Source organism: Sporosarcina aquimarina, from assembly GCF_023715615.1.
GTDB lineage: Bacteria > Bacillota > Bacilli > Bacillales_A > Planococcaceae > Sporosarcina > Sporosarcina aquimarina_A.
Map to the genome: position 1 here is coordinate 116,641 of NZ_JAMBOM010000006.1, position 15,073 is coordinate 131,713.

At 40.9% G+C, this 15,073-nt stretch carries 20 protein-coding genes; 16 read left to right on the forward strand and 4 right to left on the reverse strand.

Going from position 1 to position 15,073, the window contains the following annotated elements; genetic code table 11:
- Positions 1-68 precede the first annotated feature (68 nt).
- From metE to M3197_RS13980, 5 genes are all read left to right on the forward strand, one after another.
- On the forward strand, positions 69-2,357 hold the full coding sequence (metE, locus tag M3197_RS13960; protein ID WP_349774140.1) for a 5-methyltetrahydropteroyltriglutamate--homocysteine S-methyltransferase: 2,289 nt from the start codon (positions 69-71) through the stop codon (positions 2,355-2,357).
- 315 nt (positions 2,358-2,672) lie between these two features.
- Positions 2,673-2,918: a hypothetical protein gene (locus tag M3197_RS13965; RefSeq protein WP_251662198.1), complete on the forward strand. Its 246-nt coding sequence runs from the start codon at positions 2,673-2,675 to the stop codon at positions 2,916-2,918.
- A 114-nt stretch (positions 2,919-3,032) separates the two neighbouring features.
- Entirely contained in the window at positions 3,033-3,542 is a 510-nt protein-coding gene (locus M3197_RS13970; protein ID WP_251662199.1) for a sigma-70 family RNA polymerase sigma factor, read from the forward strand.
- On the forward strand, positions 3,529-4,185 hold the full coding sequence (locus tag M3197_RS13975; protein WP_251662200.1) for a TIGR04104 family putative zinc finger protein: 657 nt from the start codon (positions 3,529-3,531) through the stop codon (positions 4,183-4,185). Before M3197_RS13970 ends, M3197_RS13975 begins: the two co-directional genes overlap by 14 nt.
- A 308-nt stretch (positions 4,186-4,493) precedes the next feature.
- Positions 4,494-4,937, forward strand: coding sequence for a hypothetical protein (locus M3197_RS13980; RefSeq protein ID WP_251662201.1), 444 nt, complete (start codon positions 4,494-4,496; stop codon positions 4,935-4,937).
- 205 nt (positions 4,938-5,142) lie between these two features.
- Here M3197_RS13980 and M3197_RS13985 read toward each other — a convergent pair whose 3' ends face one another.
- Positions 5,143-5,328, reverse strand: a complete 186-nt coding sequence (locus M3197_RS13985; RefSeq protein ID WP_251662202.1) for a hypothetical protein — start codon at positions 5,326-5,328, stop codon at positions 5,143-5,145.
- 203 nt (positions 5,329-5,531) lie between these two features.
- Here M3197_RS13985 and M3197_RS13990 point away from each other — a divergent pair, with 203 nt between their 5' ends.
- Positions 5,532-5,990 carry a DIP1984 family protein gene (locus M3197_RS13990; RefSeq protein ID WP_251662203.1) on the forward strand — a complete coding sequence of 153 codons (459 nt, stop codon included), beginning with the start codon at positions 5,532-5,534 and terminating at the stop codon, positions 5,988-5,990.
- Between the two features lie 260 nt (positions 5,991-6,250).
- On the opposite strand, the gene M3197_RS13995 is transcribed toward M3197_RS13990, so the two are convergent.
- Complete coding sequence (locus M3197_RS13995) at positions 6,251-6,877, reverse strand: YIP1 family protein (protein WP_251662204.1); 627 nt, start codon at positions 6,875-6,877, stop codon at positions 6,251-6,253.
- Between the two features lie 106 nt (positions 6,878-6,983).
- Here M3197_RS13995 and M3197_RS14000 point away from each other — a divergent pair, with 106 nt between their 5' ends.
- From M3197_RS14000 to M3197_RS14010, 3 genes are all read left to right on the forward strand, one after another.
- Positions 6,984-7,493 carry a DUF1801 domain-containing protein gene (locus tag M3197_RS14000; RefSeq protein WP_251662205.1) on the forward strand — a complete coding sequence of 170 codons (510 nt, stop codon included), beginning with the start codon at positions 6,984-6,986 and terminating at the stop codon, positions 7,491-7,493.
- A 144-nt stretch (positions 7,494-7,637) separates the two neighbouring features.
- Positions 7,638-8,156 (forward strand): sigma-70 family RNA polymerase sigma factor, encoded by a 519-nt coding sequence (locus tag M3197_RS14005; RefSeq protein WP_251662206.1) that lies wholly within the window; start codon positions 7,638-7,640, stop codon positions 8,154-8,156.
- Positions 8,149-9,462 carry a DUF4179 domain-containing protein gene (locus tag M3197_RS14010; protein ID WP_251662207.1) on the forward strand — a complete coding sequence of 438 codons (1,314 nt, stop codon included), beginning with the start codon at positions 8,149-8,151 and terminating at the stop codon, positions 9,460-9,462. Before M3197_RS14005 ends, M3197_RS14010 begins: the two co-directional genes overlap by 8 nt.
- A gap of 51 nt (positions 9,463-9,513) precedes the next feature.
- On the opposite strand, the gene M3197_RS14015 is transcribed toward M3197_RS14010, so the two are convergent.
- Together M3197_RS14015 and M3197_RS14020 are read right to left on the reverse strand one after the other, a co-directional pair.
- Positions 9,514-9,729 (reverse strand): hypothetical protein, encoded by a 216-nt coding sequence (locus M3197_RS14015; protein WP_251662208.1) that lies wholly within the window; start codon positions 9,727-9,729, stop codon positions 9,514-9,516.
- A gap of 110 nt (positions 9,730-9,839) precedes the next feature.
- Positions 9,840-10,160, reverse strand: coding sequence for a hypothetical protein (locus M3197_RS14020; protein ID WP_251662209.1), 321 nt, complete (start codon positions 10,158-10,160; stop codon positions 9,840-9,842).
- A gap of 175 nt (positions 10,161-10,335) precedes the next feature.
- Between M3197_RS14020 and M3197_RS14025 the strand changes: the two genes are divergently transcribed.
- From M3197_RS14025 to M3197_RS14055, 7 genes are all read left to right on the forward strand, one after another.
- Complete coding sequence (locus tag M3197_RS14025; RefSeq protein WP_251662210.1) at positions 10,336-10,713, forward strand: PH domain-containing protein; 378 nt, start codon at positions 10,336-10,338, stop codon at positions 10,711-10,713.
- A 97-nt stretch (positions 10,714-10,810) separates the two neighbouring features.
- Positions 10,811-11,509 (forward strand): alpha/beta fold hydrolase, encoded by a 699-nt coding sequence (locus M3197_RS14030; RefSeq protein WP_251662211.1) that lies wholly within the window; start codon positions 10,811-10,813, stop codon positions 11,507-11,509.
- Entirely contained in the window at positions 11,466-12,023 is a 558-nt protein-coding gene (locus M3197_RS14035; protein ID WP_251662212.1) for a GNAT family N-acetyltransferase, read from the forward strand. The genes M3197_RS14030 and M3197_RS14035 overlap by 44 nt, the downstream gene beginning before the upstream one ends.
- Positions 12,023-12,523: a GNAT family N-acetyltransferase gene (locus M3197_RS14040; protein WP_251662213.1), complete on the forward strand. Its 501-nt coding sequence runs from the start codon at positions 12,023-12,025 to the stop codon at positions 12,521-12,523. The genes M3197_RS14035 and M3197_RS14040 overlap by 1 nt, the downstream gene beginning before the upstream one ends.
- A gap of 44 nt (positions 12,524-12,567) precedes the next feature.
- Complete coding sequence (locus M3197_RS14045; RefSeq protein WP_251662214.1) at positions 12,568-13,089, forward strand: hypothetical protein; 522 nt, start codon at positions 12,568-12,570, stop codon at positions 13,087-13,089.
- A 14-nt stretch (positions 13,090-13,103) separates the two neighbouring features.
- Positions 13,104-13,805, forward strand: a complete 702-nt coding sequence (locus tag M3197_RS14050; protein WP_251662215.1) for a response regulator transcription factor — start codon at positions 13,104-13,106, stop codon at positions 13,803-13,805.
- On the forward strand, positions 13,805-14,827 hold the full coding sequence (locus M3197_RS14055; protein WP_251662216.1) for a sensor histidine kinase: 1,023 nt from the start codon (positions 13,805-13,807) through the stop codon (positions 14,825-14,827). Before M3197_RS14050 ends, M3197_RS14055 begins: the two co-directional genes overlap by 1 nt.
- Positions 14,828-15,073: the final 246 nt, after the last annotated feature.

Consider the following 15,073-nt stretch of genomic DNA (forward strand, 5'->3'; position numbering starts at 1 on the left):
TAGAAGTGTTTTTTTGTACAAAAAAACACGGCTTATCATATGAGAAGAGGAGAGGAAATCATTTGTCAATTATCAGCAGTTCGATCGGGTATCCGTATATCGGAGAAAATCGCGAGTGGAAACGAGCACTTGAAGCGTTTTGGGGAGGAAAGATTGAAGAGCCAGAGTTCCTTGAAACAGTAGAAAAAATCCGACTGGAGCGTTTACAAAAGCAAAAAGATGCAGGAATTGCTCTCATCCCAGTTGGTGAGTTTACATTGTATGACAGAATGCTAGATACAGCAGTCATGTTCGGGATGATTCCTGAGCGTTACGAATGGGATGGTGAGGACGTTCAGCTATCCACATATTTCTCAATGGCACGAGGAAATGACGATGCCGTTGCTTCAGAAATGACGAAATGGTTTAACGCAAACTATCATTACATCGTTCCGGAATATGGCACTCGAAAACTGAAATTGACAGAGAATAAGCCCTTGACTGCGTACTTAGAAGCAAAAGAAAAGTTAGAGATAGATGGAAAACCTGTTTTAATCGGTCCGTATACATTCTTAAAACTTTCAAAAGGATACGAGGAAAAAGATGTTCCGGCATTTTTACTTCAGTTGATTCCTTTATATGGACAGGTTCTGCGTGAGTTAGCTGAAGCCGGGGCGAAGTGGGTACAACTGGAAGAACCGATTTTAACCACATCGATTACAAAGGAAGAAATGCAAGCAGTGACGGAAATCTATAAACAACTAAACGCTGAAGTTCCAGAATTGAATGTCCTTGTACAAACGTACTTTGACGCTGTGGAACATTATGAAGACGTTATTGCATTGCCAGTTGCAGGAATCGGCTTAGATTTTGTGGCAGGAAAAGACAAAACCATAGAACAATTGAAAATGCATAGCTTCCCTGAAGATAAGGTACTCGCTGCAGGGATGATTGACGGCCGCAATATCTGGCGTGCAGACTTACAAGCGAAAACTGAACTTGTGGATGAAATACTTACGAGTGTTTCGGAAGACCGCTTATGGCTACAACCTTCCAGCAGTCTGCTTCATGTACCGGTCACGCTGAAATCTGAAGTGAAATTAGACTCGACAATTAAAGATGCGCTAGCGTTTGCAGATGAAAAACTTGAGGAAGTGACGACGCTTGTAAAAGGAGTACGTGAAGGTAAGCAATCTATTTCAGAGCCGATTGCTGAAAGTTCAACTGCCCGTGAAAAGCTTGCAGCATTACCGGCACGCAATCATCCTGAACTGCGTCAAGCTGTGGATAATATTAGCGTACAAGACAGCAAGCGAAAATCAGCTGCGCCCGAACGACGCGAGAAACAACAGCAAGCGCTAGGATTACCGCTGTTACCCACCACAACAATTGGTAGTTTTCCACAAACACCGGAAGTTCGAAGCGCTCGCAACAAGTGGCGTAAGGGAGACTCGACTGACAAACAATATACGGACTTTGTGCAAAATGAAATTTCAAAGTGGATCGACATTCAAGAAGAAATCGGTTTGGACGTATTTGTCCACGGGGAATTCGAGCGGACGGATATGGTGGAATACTTCGGAGAAAAGCTAGGCGGTTTTGTATTCACTGAAAAAGCATGGGTCGTATCCTATGGTTCACGTTGTGTGAAACCACCGATTATCTATGGTGATGTAACATTCCTAAATCCAATTACAGTAGAAGCGTCTGTCTATGCGGCATCCCTGACAGATAAGCCGATGAAGGGCATGCTGACAGGTCCAGTGACGATTTTGAATTGGTCGTTTGTTCGGGATGATCTTTCCCGAAAAGACGTCACATATCAAATTGCACTTGCGTTACGAGAGGAAATCGAAGCGCTTGAAGCAGCGGGGATTCCGATTATTCAAGTAGATGAACCCGCACTTCGTGAAGGATTGCCGTTGAAGAAATCCGCGTGGAATGACTATTTAGAGTGGGCAATCACGGCGTTCAGAGTGGCAACGGGTTCGGTAGAAGATACCACTCAAATCCACACACACATGTGTTACTGCGAATTCAATGACTTCATCGATTCCATCAGCGGATTGGATGCAGACGTGATTTCAATTGAAACGTCACGGTCTCACGGAGATTTAGTGTCTGCTTTCAATGACTTCTCTTATGACAAAGGAATTGGTTTAGGTGTTTATGATATCCACAGTCCGCGAGTACCAGAAGTGCAAGAAATGGTGGACGTCATTGAACAAGGACTAAGCGTTCTGGAACCTACTCAATTCTGGATCAATCCCGATTGTGGATTAAAAACAAGAAAGCAAGAAGAAACTGTAGCCGCACTCAAAAATATGGTGGCTGCCACAAACAAAATGCGAGAGAGCTTAGAAGTCATGCAAAAATAATAGAAGAATCTTTAAGAAAAGTGTGAATGGAAGTCATTCACGCTTTTTTTGGGCTATGAGTAATTGTTCTCGTGGATCAGGAATGTGCGTAATGTATCAGTCGTTTGAAATCATGACCATTCAAGTGGTATCAAGCTAATAATAATACCTTCGAGAGTATGTCCCTTAAATATTTTATAAACACGAAATATGTCAAAAATGCTCAAAATTAGATAGCTATAAATCTAGTTTGTTCGTATACTTAAATTAGTAGAATGTGCTCTGCACTATCATACTAGAAGAGTCAGTGAAAACTAGTGAAAGGAGAAGAACGATATGAAAAAGAAGGAGTTATTTATTATTCCTTTGGTCACTCTAGTGACACTGATGTCTTTAGGGGCACGTGCAGATGATTCAAGCGAATTTATCATCTATGGAAACCATGAAAACATGAGTGAGACGTCCAGGGACTATTTAATAAATTGTCTGGACGATAGAGGCATCGAGTTTAAACTCGATGCACAAAAGAATATTCTAATTCAGGAGCGGGAACACAATATGGCAGTCGCTTCTTGTTCTTAATAGTGTAGCCTGTAGTTTCCTGAAGGGGATGCTGCAGTTTTTTTATTTTTAAAGAAAATGAATCGGAAATGAAGTGGCGTCCGTCTATAGAGTGGAAGGCAGGTGGTGGCAGAAGTGGATATCGAAAAAGTGATGGACGACTACGGCGATTATTTACTTCGAGTCGCTTATGTCTATGTAAAAAATCAAAGTACCGCAGAAGATATAGTGCAAGATGTACTCATTCGGTACTACCAACGGTCAGACCAATTCAGAGACGAGAGCTCGTTAAAGACGTATTTGGTTAAGATGACAGTCAACCGAAGTCATGATTACTTAAGAAGTTGGGCGCACAAACGCATTTTATTGAAAGAAAAGATTATAGGAAATAAAACAAGAAAAACACCGGAAAGACACATGATTGAACAGGAGACTTCGCAATCTGTGTTAACCGCTCTGTTGTCTCTGAAACTCATATACCGTGAAGTTTTGGTTTTGTACTATTATGAGGAATCTTCGACAGTGGAGATTGCTGATATCTTAAATTGCCCAGAAGCAACCGTGCGGACTCGGCTGCAACGTGCACGAGTTCAATTGAAAGAACGGCTGGAAGAACAGGAGGGGTTTTTGCATGGATTCGATTAAAGATTCATTGAAAAGAGAGTTGCAAACGATTTCCTTTACGGAGCAACGAAAACAAGAAATGGTACAGCATGTGGAAAAATCATGGAAAAGTAAATTTAATACGCCCGTTTGGAAATATCGTGCAGTGCTCACGACGGTGATTTTGTTTGCAATCAGTTTAGTTTTTTTTAATAGCAATACAGAAAGTACCCCTGTAGCAACACAAGCTGCAGGTGGTGGAAAGATTTCGTTTCCCGACCTTTTAACTTCCGATTCAGTAAAAACCATACTGCTTGCAATGCTATTTTTTGTTGTATATCTCCTGTTGAAAAAGAACCTGAAGAAGAAAGGAAAAGGATTACCTAAATGTGCGCAATGTAAAGATACATGGTCTCGTCAAACTGCTTTAAGGAAGATTCTTAAAAACGAAAAAATTGCATGTCCAAATTGTGGTGCTGAGAATCATCAAACAAGAAAATCCAGTAAGAAGACTAGTGCCTTCCAAATACTTCTTCCTATAATGATAATTTGTGCTAATATATTTGACAATGGAACATATGGAATGATTGTTTATCTGTTCTATGTCATCCTGTTTGGAGTTGCTTTGATGCCATATTATCTAGAATTGCAACTGGAGGATCCGAAGAATGAGCCACTTTGGTGAAATACATACAAAAACCGTATTCATCCTGATGAGATGAATACGGTTTTTGTGATTGGACTGAGTTTAAATAAACGAGAAAGTTTATTGTCTAGTAAACTCTATTTGTAAATGGAACAAGCTTAAGTAAATCCAATATATTGGAACGGGTTGTGGAAAATAGGATAATCCTGCAAAGAAGGGGAGAGGATGCTGCTAAACGCGTTTAATATTATTTCGATACTTCCGAACGAATTCTTAAATATATATCGTTTTATTCTACTGAGGTAGGGGGAATAGATGACCATCAAGCGAAGGAAGGGAGGAATTAGATGAAGCAGTTCATGCAATTGATTGGTATAGGTATTATTAGTGCGGCAGTTTTAGCGGCATTGATGCAGCTAATCTATACGTTAACCGGAAATGAGGCATATGTCCTGCTATATAATGTGGACTATTTCCCAATCATTCGTGTCTGGCAGGATGTTGCCTGGTTCGGTATTGTCTTTCACTTTGTTTTTTGCATTGCAAGTGTCATCGGGCTATTTTACATATTAAAATTCTTCGGATGGGAATACAGAATGTGGCCTTATCTCGTAGTATATACAGTAGGAAGCGGGATCCTGTACTTTCTGTCGCTTCTTACAGAACGACCGCCCGCTGCAGATGACCAGATGGCTTGGTTCTACTGGACATCGAGCCACCTGGTGTTTAGCCTAGTCGTTGCCGGCATGATTGTCAGGTTTATAGACCGGGGCAAGAACAAGTCAGACTGAGTGGAACTATGCTAATCGTGGCTATTTGTCCAAACGAATTTGGCTAGGATGCATAGGAAAGGATTATCTATCTGGCTCATGCTACATTATTAAACAATGTTTCAAAGCCAATCTTCCATAATCGTAGCAGAGGGATTCCCTGAAAAGGCCATAACTGTGCCTGGCGAAGTATACCTTACTTAAATAGGCGCGGATTTAACAGAAGCTATTGAACACGTTCTTCCATAGAATCTTCTACTTCCTGAGCACCATTTCTCTTCCCTACTTTATATCCAAGAGAAACTCCGATGCCTAGAATGAGTAATATCTCTGCATCAAAATCGCCTGTAATTAGTCCTAGTACGAACCAAGTCGAGATTGCTCCAGCTGCTAAAAGGCACAATTGCTTCATGATTTGCTTCCACCTTTAAATATTATTTGAAAAGTTAGATATAAATAGGGTATCCTTAGAAGGAAGATTTTTCAAGAGGAAATACATGTAGATGAGATAGAATTTCTATAATTTAATTAGACGAATACTGGGGTATTTTGAGTTTTTTTGATGGTGGGCAGAATAGATAGCGTATGGATAACAAAACTAGGGAGGGACTTGAAATGAAATTAGCAGAAGCTTTAATAGCGAGGGCAGATTACCAAAAGCGCATTGAACAGTTGAAAAAACGAATTCATATGAACTTGAAAATTCAAGAAGGTGATGAGCCTTCCGAAAATCCAAAAGAGATGCTTTCGGAACTTGCTGAAATCCGTCAAGAGCTTACATCGTTAATTAAAAAAGTTAACCGAACGAACTGTGAGATAAAGTTCGATGAGGAACGAACACTCGCGGATGCGCTAACCGAGCGTGATCAGTTGTTTGATCAACGATCGTTACTGGCGAAAGTAGTGGATGAAGCATCCCAACAAGTCGGTAGATATAGCCAATCAGAAATCCGTATCGTCAGCACAGTAGATGTGAAGTCGATTCAAAAACAAGTGGATCAGTTATCGAAAGCGTACCGAGAAATGGACACGAAGATCCAAGGAATGAACTGGAATATTGATTTACTAGAATAACGCATAACAGTCGGTAGTGAGCCGTTGTAAAGGTGAGTGCAAACCCGCCAACAGGGATAGTTGGATTTAAAGATAAGTAGTGGGGTCTGCTTTGCGGGTGATAACCGTCTACAAATAATACCCAGTACTGTGACACCTGTACAATTAGATTGTCAATGTAACTACCATGCACTAATTTGCAGCGCTTGCGAGGGTGGGTTCGGGGACTGACTACATATAGATAAGCATCTGTTGAACGACTAACAGATGCTTATTTTTCTCTATACGGATGCTAACATAAAGATGATGAAAAACAAGCTGATCCATCCAACAAAACTCAGGGCGAAAGCGATGCCCATCAGGATTCCAATCGTTCCGAAGCCTTTCCACGCAGAGAAGTTGTGGACAATCCCAATTGCTTTTGACATAATCACTGTCCCATATACGGATAGGCCCATTAATCCTAAAAATAGAATCGGTGACAATGCGAAAAGGATTACAAACACGGTAGCAGCTGCATCTGACTCCACGTATCTGAGTATGATTAACGCAAACATCATGGCCCAGGAGAAAGGTAGAATGTAGATTGCTGTAAGTGAACCTATAGGTACAACCGCAAGCATTTTTTTATAAGTTCCTGTACCACCGAGCCACTTGCCAATCCACGTATAAAGAGCACTATTCAAAAACCAACCTGCAGTTGTAAGGATAAACAACCCGAAAAACGCAATAGGTAGGATTACTATAAGTGGAATCTCTTCTATGAAAAGCATTTGTGTGATGGTGAGCGGTGCAATCGCAAGTGCAGCCATAACGAGAATGAGATAGCTATACGATAATGTCTTATGCTCGAGTACGTACTGAATTGTTTCTGTAGGACGAGCCCAAATCGATAAAAACGGATTCAATGGAAAACTCCTCTCTGTAAAACTCTACTCTCTACTGTACTACATAGGGGGATAGAAAGATTCACATTGTAGTATTTTTAACTAAAATGCAAGGCTTAAAAACTTAATGAACATATGGTACAGTGGCTATAAACAAGTAGAAAAAGAAATGAGGATCGAGATGAGAATTGAAGCGAATACTATTGAAGAGTACGTTCACCAACTTCCTGAAGACCGTCAGCAAGCAATCGAAAAGCTGCGATTGACGATAAAAGAAAATCTGCCGAGTGGATTTGAGGAAACACTTTCCTATGGGATGATTGGTTATGTCATCCCTCATCGGATTTATCCAGATGGGTATCACTGCAAACCGGAAGAACCGCTGCCATTTATAAGCATTGGCTCTCAAAAAAATTTCATAGGTCTCTATCATATGGGGATATACGCATTTCCTGAAGTACATGATTGGTTCGTTGCCGAATATCCAAAACACGTGAAAACAAAACTGGATATGGGAAAAAGCTGTATTCGCTTAAAAAAGATGGACACGATCCCTTATGAGTTGATAGCTGAGTTATGTAGAAAAATTACAGTTGAAGAGTATATTGCTCACTATGAAACGGCGTGGAAGAAATAATGGGAAAGGCACTGAACTTGTCGTAGGGTTCAGTGCTTTTTTTATGTGCGTAAAGAGAGTTTCGAAAAATTAATGTTCAATATGAACTATTTCCGTGCAGCAGAGTCTAATGAATAACTAGAGCAGGAGCGAGGTGGTAGTGGCGTGGATGAATTGGAAATTAGTCGAAAAGCGATTGCTGGTGATGAAGGTGCATTTTTAGCATTGCTGCAAACATATAAAGAAGATTTGCTAAGAACAGCTCTCGCATTTTTGAAAAACGACCAAGATGCATTAGAAGCACTTCAAGAAGTGACGGTGCGAGCCTACAATAAAATCCACACTGTGAAAGAGCCTGGGTATGCGAAGACGTGGCTCATTCGCATCATGATAAATTATTGCCAGGATCAGTTGAAACGTCAAAAACGGATTCATCATTGGAAAACTGTGGTTGACCATCAGGGGGCGGAAGACGTCTCACAGATAGAACTAAAGGAAGCCCTTGCTTCACTACCAGAAAAAGAACAGCAACTTATCTACCTCAAATACTTTCAGGATGTAAAGATTAAAGACATTGCAAAACTCGAGAATATTCCGGAAGGCACGGTAAAGTCCAGATTGCACAAAACCTTGCGGACACTACGAGCCTATTTTGAAGACGAAGGAGGACGGGAGCATGTATGAACGAGAAGAGGAGAAACTGCGTCAATTGAAAAGCCAGTTGGAACAGCAGTCTCTGCCCTTAGATGAAGCCGATCAAATGATACGTTCAGGGATTGCAAAAGCTAAAGCTGATCGAAGCAAAAAGAACCGACGTAGAAAGCGAATCATGTGGTCAGCTGCTTTGTCAGCGATACTGGTCCTGACCTTCGTAACTTCAATTCGAGTGTCAACAGCGTTTGCTAACACAATCGCGTCTATTCCGGGAATGGAACCTTTTGTTGCCATGATTCAGCAGGACAAAGGACTGCAGGCGATTTTTAAAGAGGATTACTATCAGAAAATTGGAGCCTCACAAACTGTTGGGGATGTCACGATGACAATTGACGGTGTTATTTTGGATGAAACCGGCATGAATGTCTACTATACGATTGAATCGTCAAAAAAAATGAAAACAGCGAGTGTCAACACGATTGAAATCACCAATTCAAGTCCTATGCCAGAGGCAGGGATTTCGTATGGTGGTATGAGTGCGAATGATATATTTTCCTATCAGGAAGTTATGGAAATCACCTTTTCTAAACGAAATGTATTTGCTGATCTGAGTTTTACAGTTGAAGCGGAAATGGACATAGATAGCAGTGAGGTCTCGTTTTCAATTCCATTTGAAGTACCTGAACAAACGAAGCCAAGTAAGCCCTATGTATTGAACGAAATAGTGGAATTAGATGGACAGCACTTCACCGTCGATAAAGTAGTGATTTCTCCTTTGCGAATAGGGGTGCAAATTACATTTGATCTAAACAATACGAAAAAAATCTTGTCATTTGAAGATATGAGGCTGATAGATGAAAAAGGAGAAGTATGGAGTAAAATCGCGAACGGAGTCACGGGTTTTGGCAATGAAAAAGGAAAGACGACGCACACATTCTTCCTGCAGAGCAACTACTTCTCAACACCTAAAAAACTCTACCTGCAAATCAATAAAGCACAAGCAGTCAAACAGGAACAAGCATTTCTGGAAGTGAATACGGATACAAAAGAGTTGCTTTCGTATCCTGATGGTCCTCAATTACAACTAGTAGATGCAAGCCGAAATGGAATTGAACTATTGCTTTCAGTGAAAGATTTTCACCATGATCCATTTACTACTGCTATTGATGCTAAAGGAAAAGAAATTGCAATTTCTTCATTCAGCCTATATGGGGAAGGAGACGCGACTCACTGGGGTCCTACGTTTGAAACGACATCCTACACGAATCCAATTCGTCTTGAACTGCATGCTTATCCGACGTACATCGAAGGAGATGTGAAAGTCGAAGTGAAGTAAAGTGAACGCAAAAGCCGCATTTCTCTTTGAAGAGATCTGCGGCTTTTAGAGTTACTTCTTCTTATTCGATTGCTGATTCTTGTCGTGATTGGTCTTATTGTTCTTGTTCTTCACTTTTGCATCAAATTCAGGAGCAAATTCCGTATCTGCGTTATCTAGTGGATTGTTGCTGTTGCTATTGCTCGCATCTAGGTCTTTGTTTTGATACGTATCAAAAGGGTTGTGCGTTCGTTCATTCATCGTTTTTGGATTGTTTTTGTTCCCCATGCAGGCTCACCTCCTATAGGTAAGATGCCTGGGAAAAAGGGAATTCATACATCGTTGAGAAATAAAGGAGAGGTGTGGCGGGCTTATCCAAGCTGTGATAGGGGAGTCAGCTATGCCCGCTTCTTTAAGTTAAATAATTCACGGTCGTGTTCCAGCACTTTGGCTTCAAAATAATGCATATCCTCTTTTTTGACGACTTCATCAAATTTAGCTAGCGTCTCTTGACGAAATTCCGTTATCTGTCCAGTCTGCTCAAATATTGAGTCTTGACGACTCTCAATTCGATCCAACTGACTTTGCATCTTATCGAAGCGTTCACCAATCGCAACAAACTTCTGATCGATTTTGTCAAAGCGTTTTTCCATTTTATGTTGCCCTGTTTTCACTTCTTGTAATTCAGAAAGAATCTGCTGCAGCAATACCTCGCTCAATAATCCCACCTCCTTCATCCATAACTAAAGTATAGCATGTGATGAAGAAAAATTGGCTGGAAAAAGTAAGCTGGAATTGTTTGGAGAATTTTCAGAGTGGTTATTTAGTGACATGATATAATACAAGTGAGTGAAAAGTTAGTAAATGAGAAAAGAAAAAATAGGAGGAATTAAAATGGGGTTTTTAGATTCATTTCTTGGTAATGCATCGACGGTAGAAACGGCAACGGTGGAAAAAGAGTTAGCTCCAATTTTAGTGGCAGATGAGACTGTGGAAGCAGCGTTTAAGTTATTTCGGGATATGATGGTATTTACGGAAAAGCGTTTGATTTTGGTCGATAAACAAGGGATGACTGGGAAGAAGACAGAGTATCATTCTATCCCTTATAAGAGTATATCTCATTTCAGTATTGAAACCGCTGGAACGTTTGATATGGATGCCGAACTGAAAATTTGGATATCGAGTGCGACAGAACCACTTGTAAACAAGCAATTCAAAAAAGATGCTAGCATCTATGACATTCAAAAAATATTAGCGGCTGTCTGTTTGTGAAGAGGTAAGCTAAGAAAATGTATTCTTGATGATTGTAGAACCAACAAGGCAAAAAATACGTCAGAAGTAATAAGATGGTGCATGTGGGGGTGACAAAATGGATGAAGTTTTACTGTTACATGGATTCAATAAGACTGCGAAAGACATGGAGACGCTAGCTAATCATCTTGAAAAGTTAGGATTTCGTTGTCATTCTATCACCCTTCCGTTGACCCGCCATGAGTTCGATTATTCGGTCCATTTTGTTTTGGATAGATTGAAGGATATTGAGAAGAATCATCCTGACAGAATCCACCTTGTAGGTCATAGTACAGGTGGTTTGCTCATTCGTAAGGTGCTTACTCATTCTGACATTCCTGCTCGTATCGGTCGCTGTGTACAAATTGCAACACCAAACCAAGGCAGTCAGCTTGCAGCACTTGCAGGGACTTTAAAAGGATACAGCTCTTTGTTCCGTACTGTTAAATCACTGCATGCAACTTATATTCAAAAGCTAAACCTCACGAATGTCGCAGGGGTGGATGTGGGTGCAATTGCCGGTACAAACAGTAATTTGTGGCTAGGACAACTGATTAAAGGACAAAATGACGGACGCGTTGAAGTTTCCTCTGTACCTTACGACGACCTTACAGACTTTACAACACTTCCGTATGGACATAAAGATATTCATCATCAACAAGAAACAGCTGTGCTAACCGCACAATTTTTACAATCAGGACGCTTTTTAGCTGAACGAGAAGGAGAGCTAAGAGATGTGCAAGAAATCAAACGAATTCACAGTAATTGCAGAAACTAAGCGGATTAGCCTTGTAAAACTTGAGGAATCCCACATAGAAACATTGAAACTGATTTGGGGGGATGAATCTGTCATGAATCTTTGCGGTGGCGCTTCAAATTTTTCGAAGTTCCACAAAACGATTCAGGCTTATAGCGAACAGCAGTTGAAATACGGCTTGTCCGTCTATGGCGTGATGGATAAGAAAATGGGGGAGTTAGTAGGGACTGCTGGATTTAATTGGTACGGGAACCCTGAGGAAATCGAACTCATCTACCATTTCCAAAAGAAGTCATGGGGGCTTGGATTTGCATTTGAAGCGGCTTCCCTCTGCTTAGAAATCGCTAAAAACCATTCTTCGCTTGTACGTATTTCCGCATCTGCGGATTCCCGAAACGCTGCATCTATTCGCATTTTAGAAAAGCTTGGATTTCATTTTAAAGGTGTGCAATGGTTTGAGGATACACAGCAAGAAGAACCAACATTTGAATTGTTAATCACTGATATTAAACCAAAGGTAATGGAGGAGATGTAATGCGACTTATAAGACCAACTCTTGAGTGGAAAGAGGAACACGAAGCATATATGAAGGAATGGGATGAGGAACGGATGACACCGAGTAGTTTTCATTTAAAAGAAGGCATCTCTTATGAAGACTATTTAAAAGAATTAGCAATGCGGGAAGCTGGTCATGATAAATGGTTGCCATGCACCAACTACTTTCTCGTAGACGATATGCAGCGTGTCGTTGGAATGATCGATATCCGTCATGACTTAAACGAGTATTTGCACCAAGTAGGTGGACATATTGGATACGGTATTCGTCCATCAGACAGACGTAAAGGATATGCGACTTGGATGTTAGCTGAAGCATTGAAGGTGACTGATGCACTGGGGATAAAGACTGTACTCATTACCTGTAATCATGATAATATCGGATCTGCGAAAACGATTCAAAATAATGGCGGAGTAGAAGATGAAAGCTTTACCGAGGATGATGGTACCGTCGTAAGACGATTTTGGGTTCATCGATAGACTACTTCAAATAACACTTGTTAATCACTGGAGGCATATTGAACATGTACGATCCGACGATATTTGATAACTTGAAAGTTGCTCTAGAAAATCACTTATATGACCTAGATACAATAGAAGAACAAATCGAAATAAGAAATCGCCGGGACGTGATGGACTTTGCTGTGCTTTCTCGCGAGTTTGCTTTACGGTTCGTCCTACGTCATCATCCTGAAATTGATGCGGAAGTTTTGTTGAGTGCAGGTGTCCGTGATCTTGCCGGTGAAATCATGGAAGACCCCAACGCAAATCCCGCTTGCTCGTTGTCTCTCTGTTTTCAAAAAAGTGTTGTCAATCCTGACACTGAATGTTCAGGGGTTGAACAAATAATGGCATCGATTTGGGAACAAGATGTTGAAATCACGCAAACGATTCGCTACGTGTATGGTGAAGAAAATCCCAAGTTGATGAATTCCATTGAAGCTGCATTTAAACCTAGGCTCACTGAGGACAACATGACTGAACTCTCGCTCTTTTTAGACCATGTGTTAGATACATTGCATGTGTTGAGTCGTATGCAACACTGAGGAAGGAGAATGAAATGGAAGAAACTATTTTTATCGTAGAGGACGATGGAGCAATTTTTTCGTCATTAAAAGACCATTTGGAACAGTGGTCGTTTCGTGTAGTTGGACCAAAAAGTTTTCAAGACATCATGACTCCATTTACAAATGTTAGTCCTCAACTCGTCATTATGGACATTCAACTTCCCGCATATGATGGCTTCCACTGGTGTCGGGAAATTAGGGCGGTGTCCAATGTACCCATCATCTTTCTTTCTTCGAGAGATCATCCGATGGACATAGTCATGGCGATGAATATGGGTGGAGATGATTACATACAAAAACCGTTTCACACGGATGTCTTACTTGCTAAAATTCAGGCGACGTTACGACGGGCCTACTCCTATACAGAGATAGAAGAATCTAGTGATGAATTGAAGTGGAATGGGACGACCATCGATTTAAAAAGGTGTGTAATCAAAGGGAATGACCAAGAAATCGAGCTCACAAAAAATGAGTTTTTCATCCTCTCTATTCTCGTTGAGTCGAACGATAAAATTGTCTCTCGGGATGAACTAATCCGAAAGTTATGGGATGATGAACGCTTTGTCAACGACAATACGCTAACTGTTAACGTGACGCGTTTACGCCAAAAGTTAAGTGATTTAGGATTGGAAGAAGCGATTGTGACCAAAAAAGGGATGGGCTATATGGCGGTTACTCTACAGGGGAAATCCTGATGATACGCGCCTATATTGCGGATCGGAAAAGCTGGATCGCCTTATTTGTAGGTTCACTCCTAGTAACGGATCTGTTGTTAGTTTTGGATAAAGGATTAGCTATCAGTAGCGTCTCTATCGGATATTTGAACCTCTTGTTGCTCACAATTTTCGTTCTGTTTTTCATATGGCGGTATCGCAAGGAGACTGCCTATTTACAAGCGCTCAATCAGCTTGTTCACGAACTACAGGATGATTGGCAAGAAGGACTTCCGACGTCTGTCTTTCATCAAGATCAGATTTTGACTGAAATGCTCCAGCAAATCGATGGGGCTTATAGGAATCGGATGTCTCGTTTGAGAGAGTTTGTGTATGCAGAGCAAAACGATACTGCAGCATGGGTCCATGAGGTGAAAGCTCCACTTACTGCGATGAAGTTGATAATTGATGCAAATCGTCAAGAACCATTGTTTCGGAAAATCGATGCAGAATGGTTGCGTGTCCATTTACTGATTGATCAGCAACTGTATATTTCTCGACTTCCTTCTTTAGAAGCCGATTATGTAGTAGAGGAAACCGATGTTGTCCGTTGGGCTACTGAAGAAGTGCGTCAACTGATGCCGTGGTGTTTGGAGAAAAACATTGCCGTCGAGATTGAAGGAGAAAAAGTGGAAGTTGTCACCGACCAAAAATGGTGCCGTTTCATTCTCCGACAACTGTTGACGAATGCGGTGAAATACAGTCCGGCTGGCGGAACAGTGACCCTTCAAGCGAAATCAGATGAAACAGGAAACGTTTCACTAACAGTGACAGATGAAGGACCAGGAATTCCAGCGCACGAAATGCCACGCATATTCGATAGAGGATTCACAGGGAATGCCGGTCGAATCCAACATGCTGCAACGGGACTGGGTCTCTATTTAGCCAAACAGACGGCTGGAAAAATAGGAGTGCAATTGTTTGGGCAGTCCGATGGTTCTTCTGGTACAAAGATGGTTATGACGTTTTCTACAGAAAATGACTTTGATGCAACCCGTAAGTAGGGAGTTTATGATCACATTTAAAGTTTTATGATCACTTTCATTGGTTTATGATCACAATTCGAGTTTTATGATCACATATTAAGTTTTATGATCATTTTCCATGGTTTATGATCACATATTGAGTTTTATGATCATTTTCATTGGTTTATGAGCACATTGCAAAGCTTCGAGTTGTCCGGAATTGTTTCTCACTATGAAGAATGCTTTCACCTCCCTAATACTGGTAATAAATGCTTCGCATGAGGA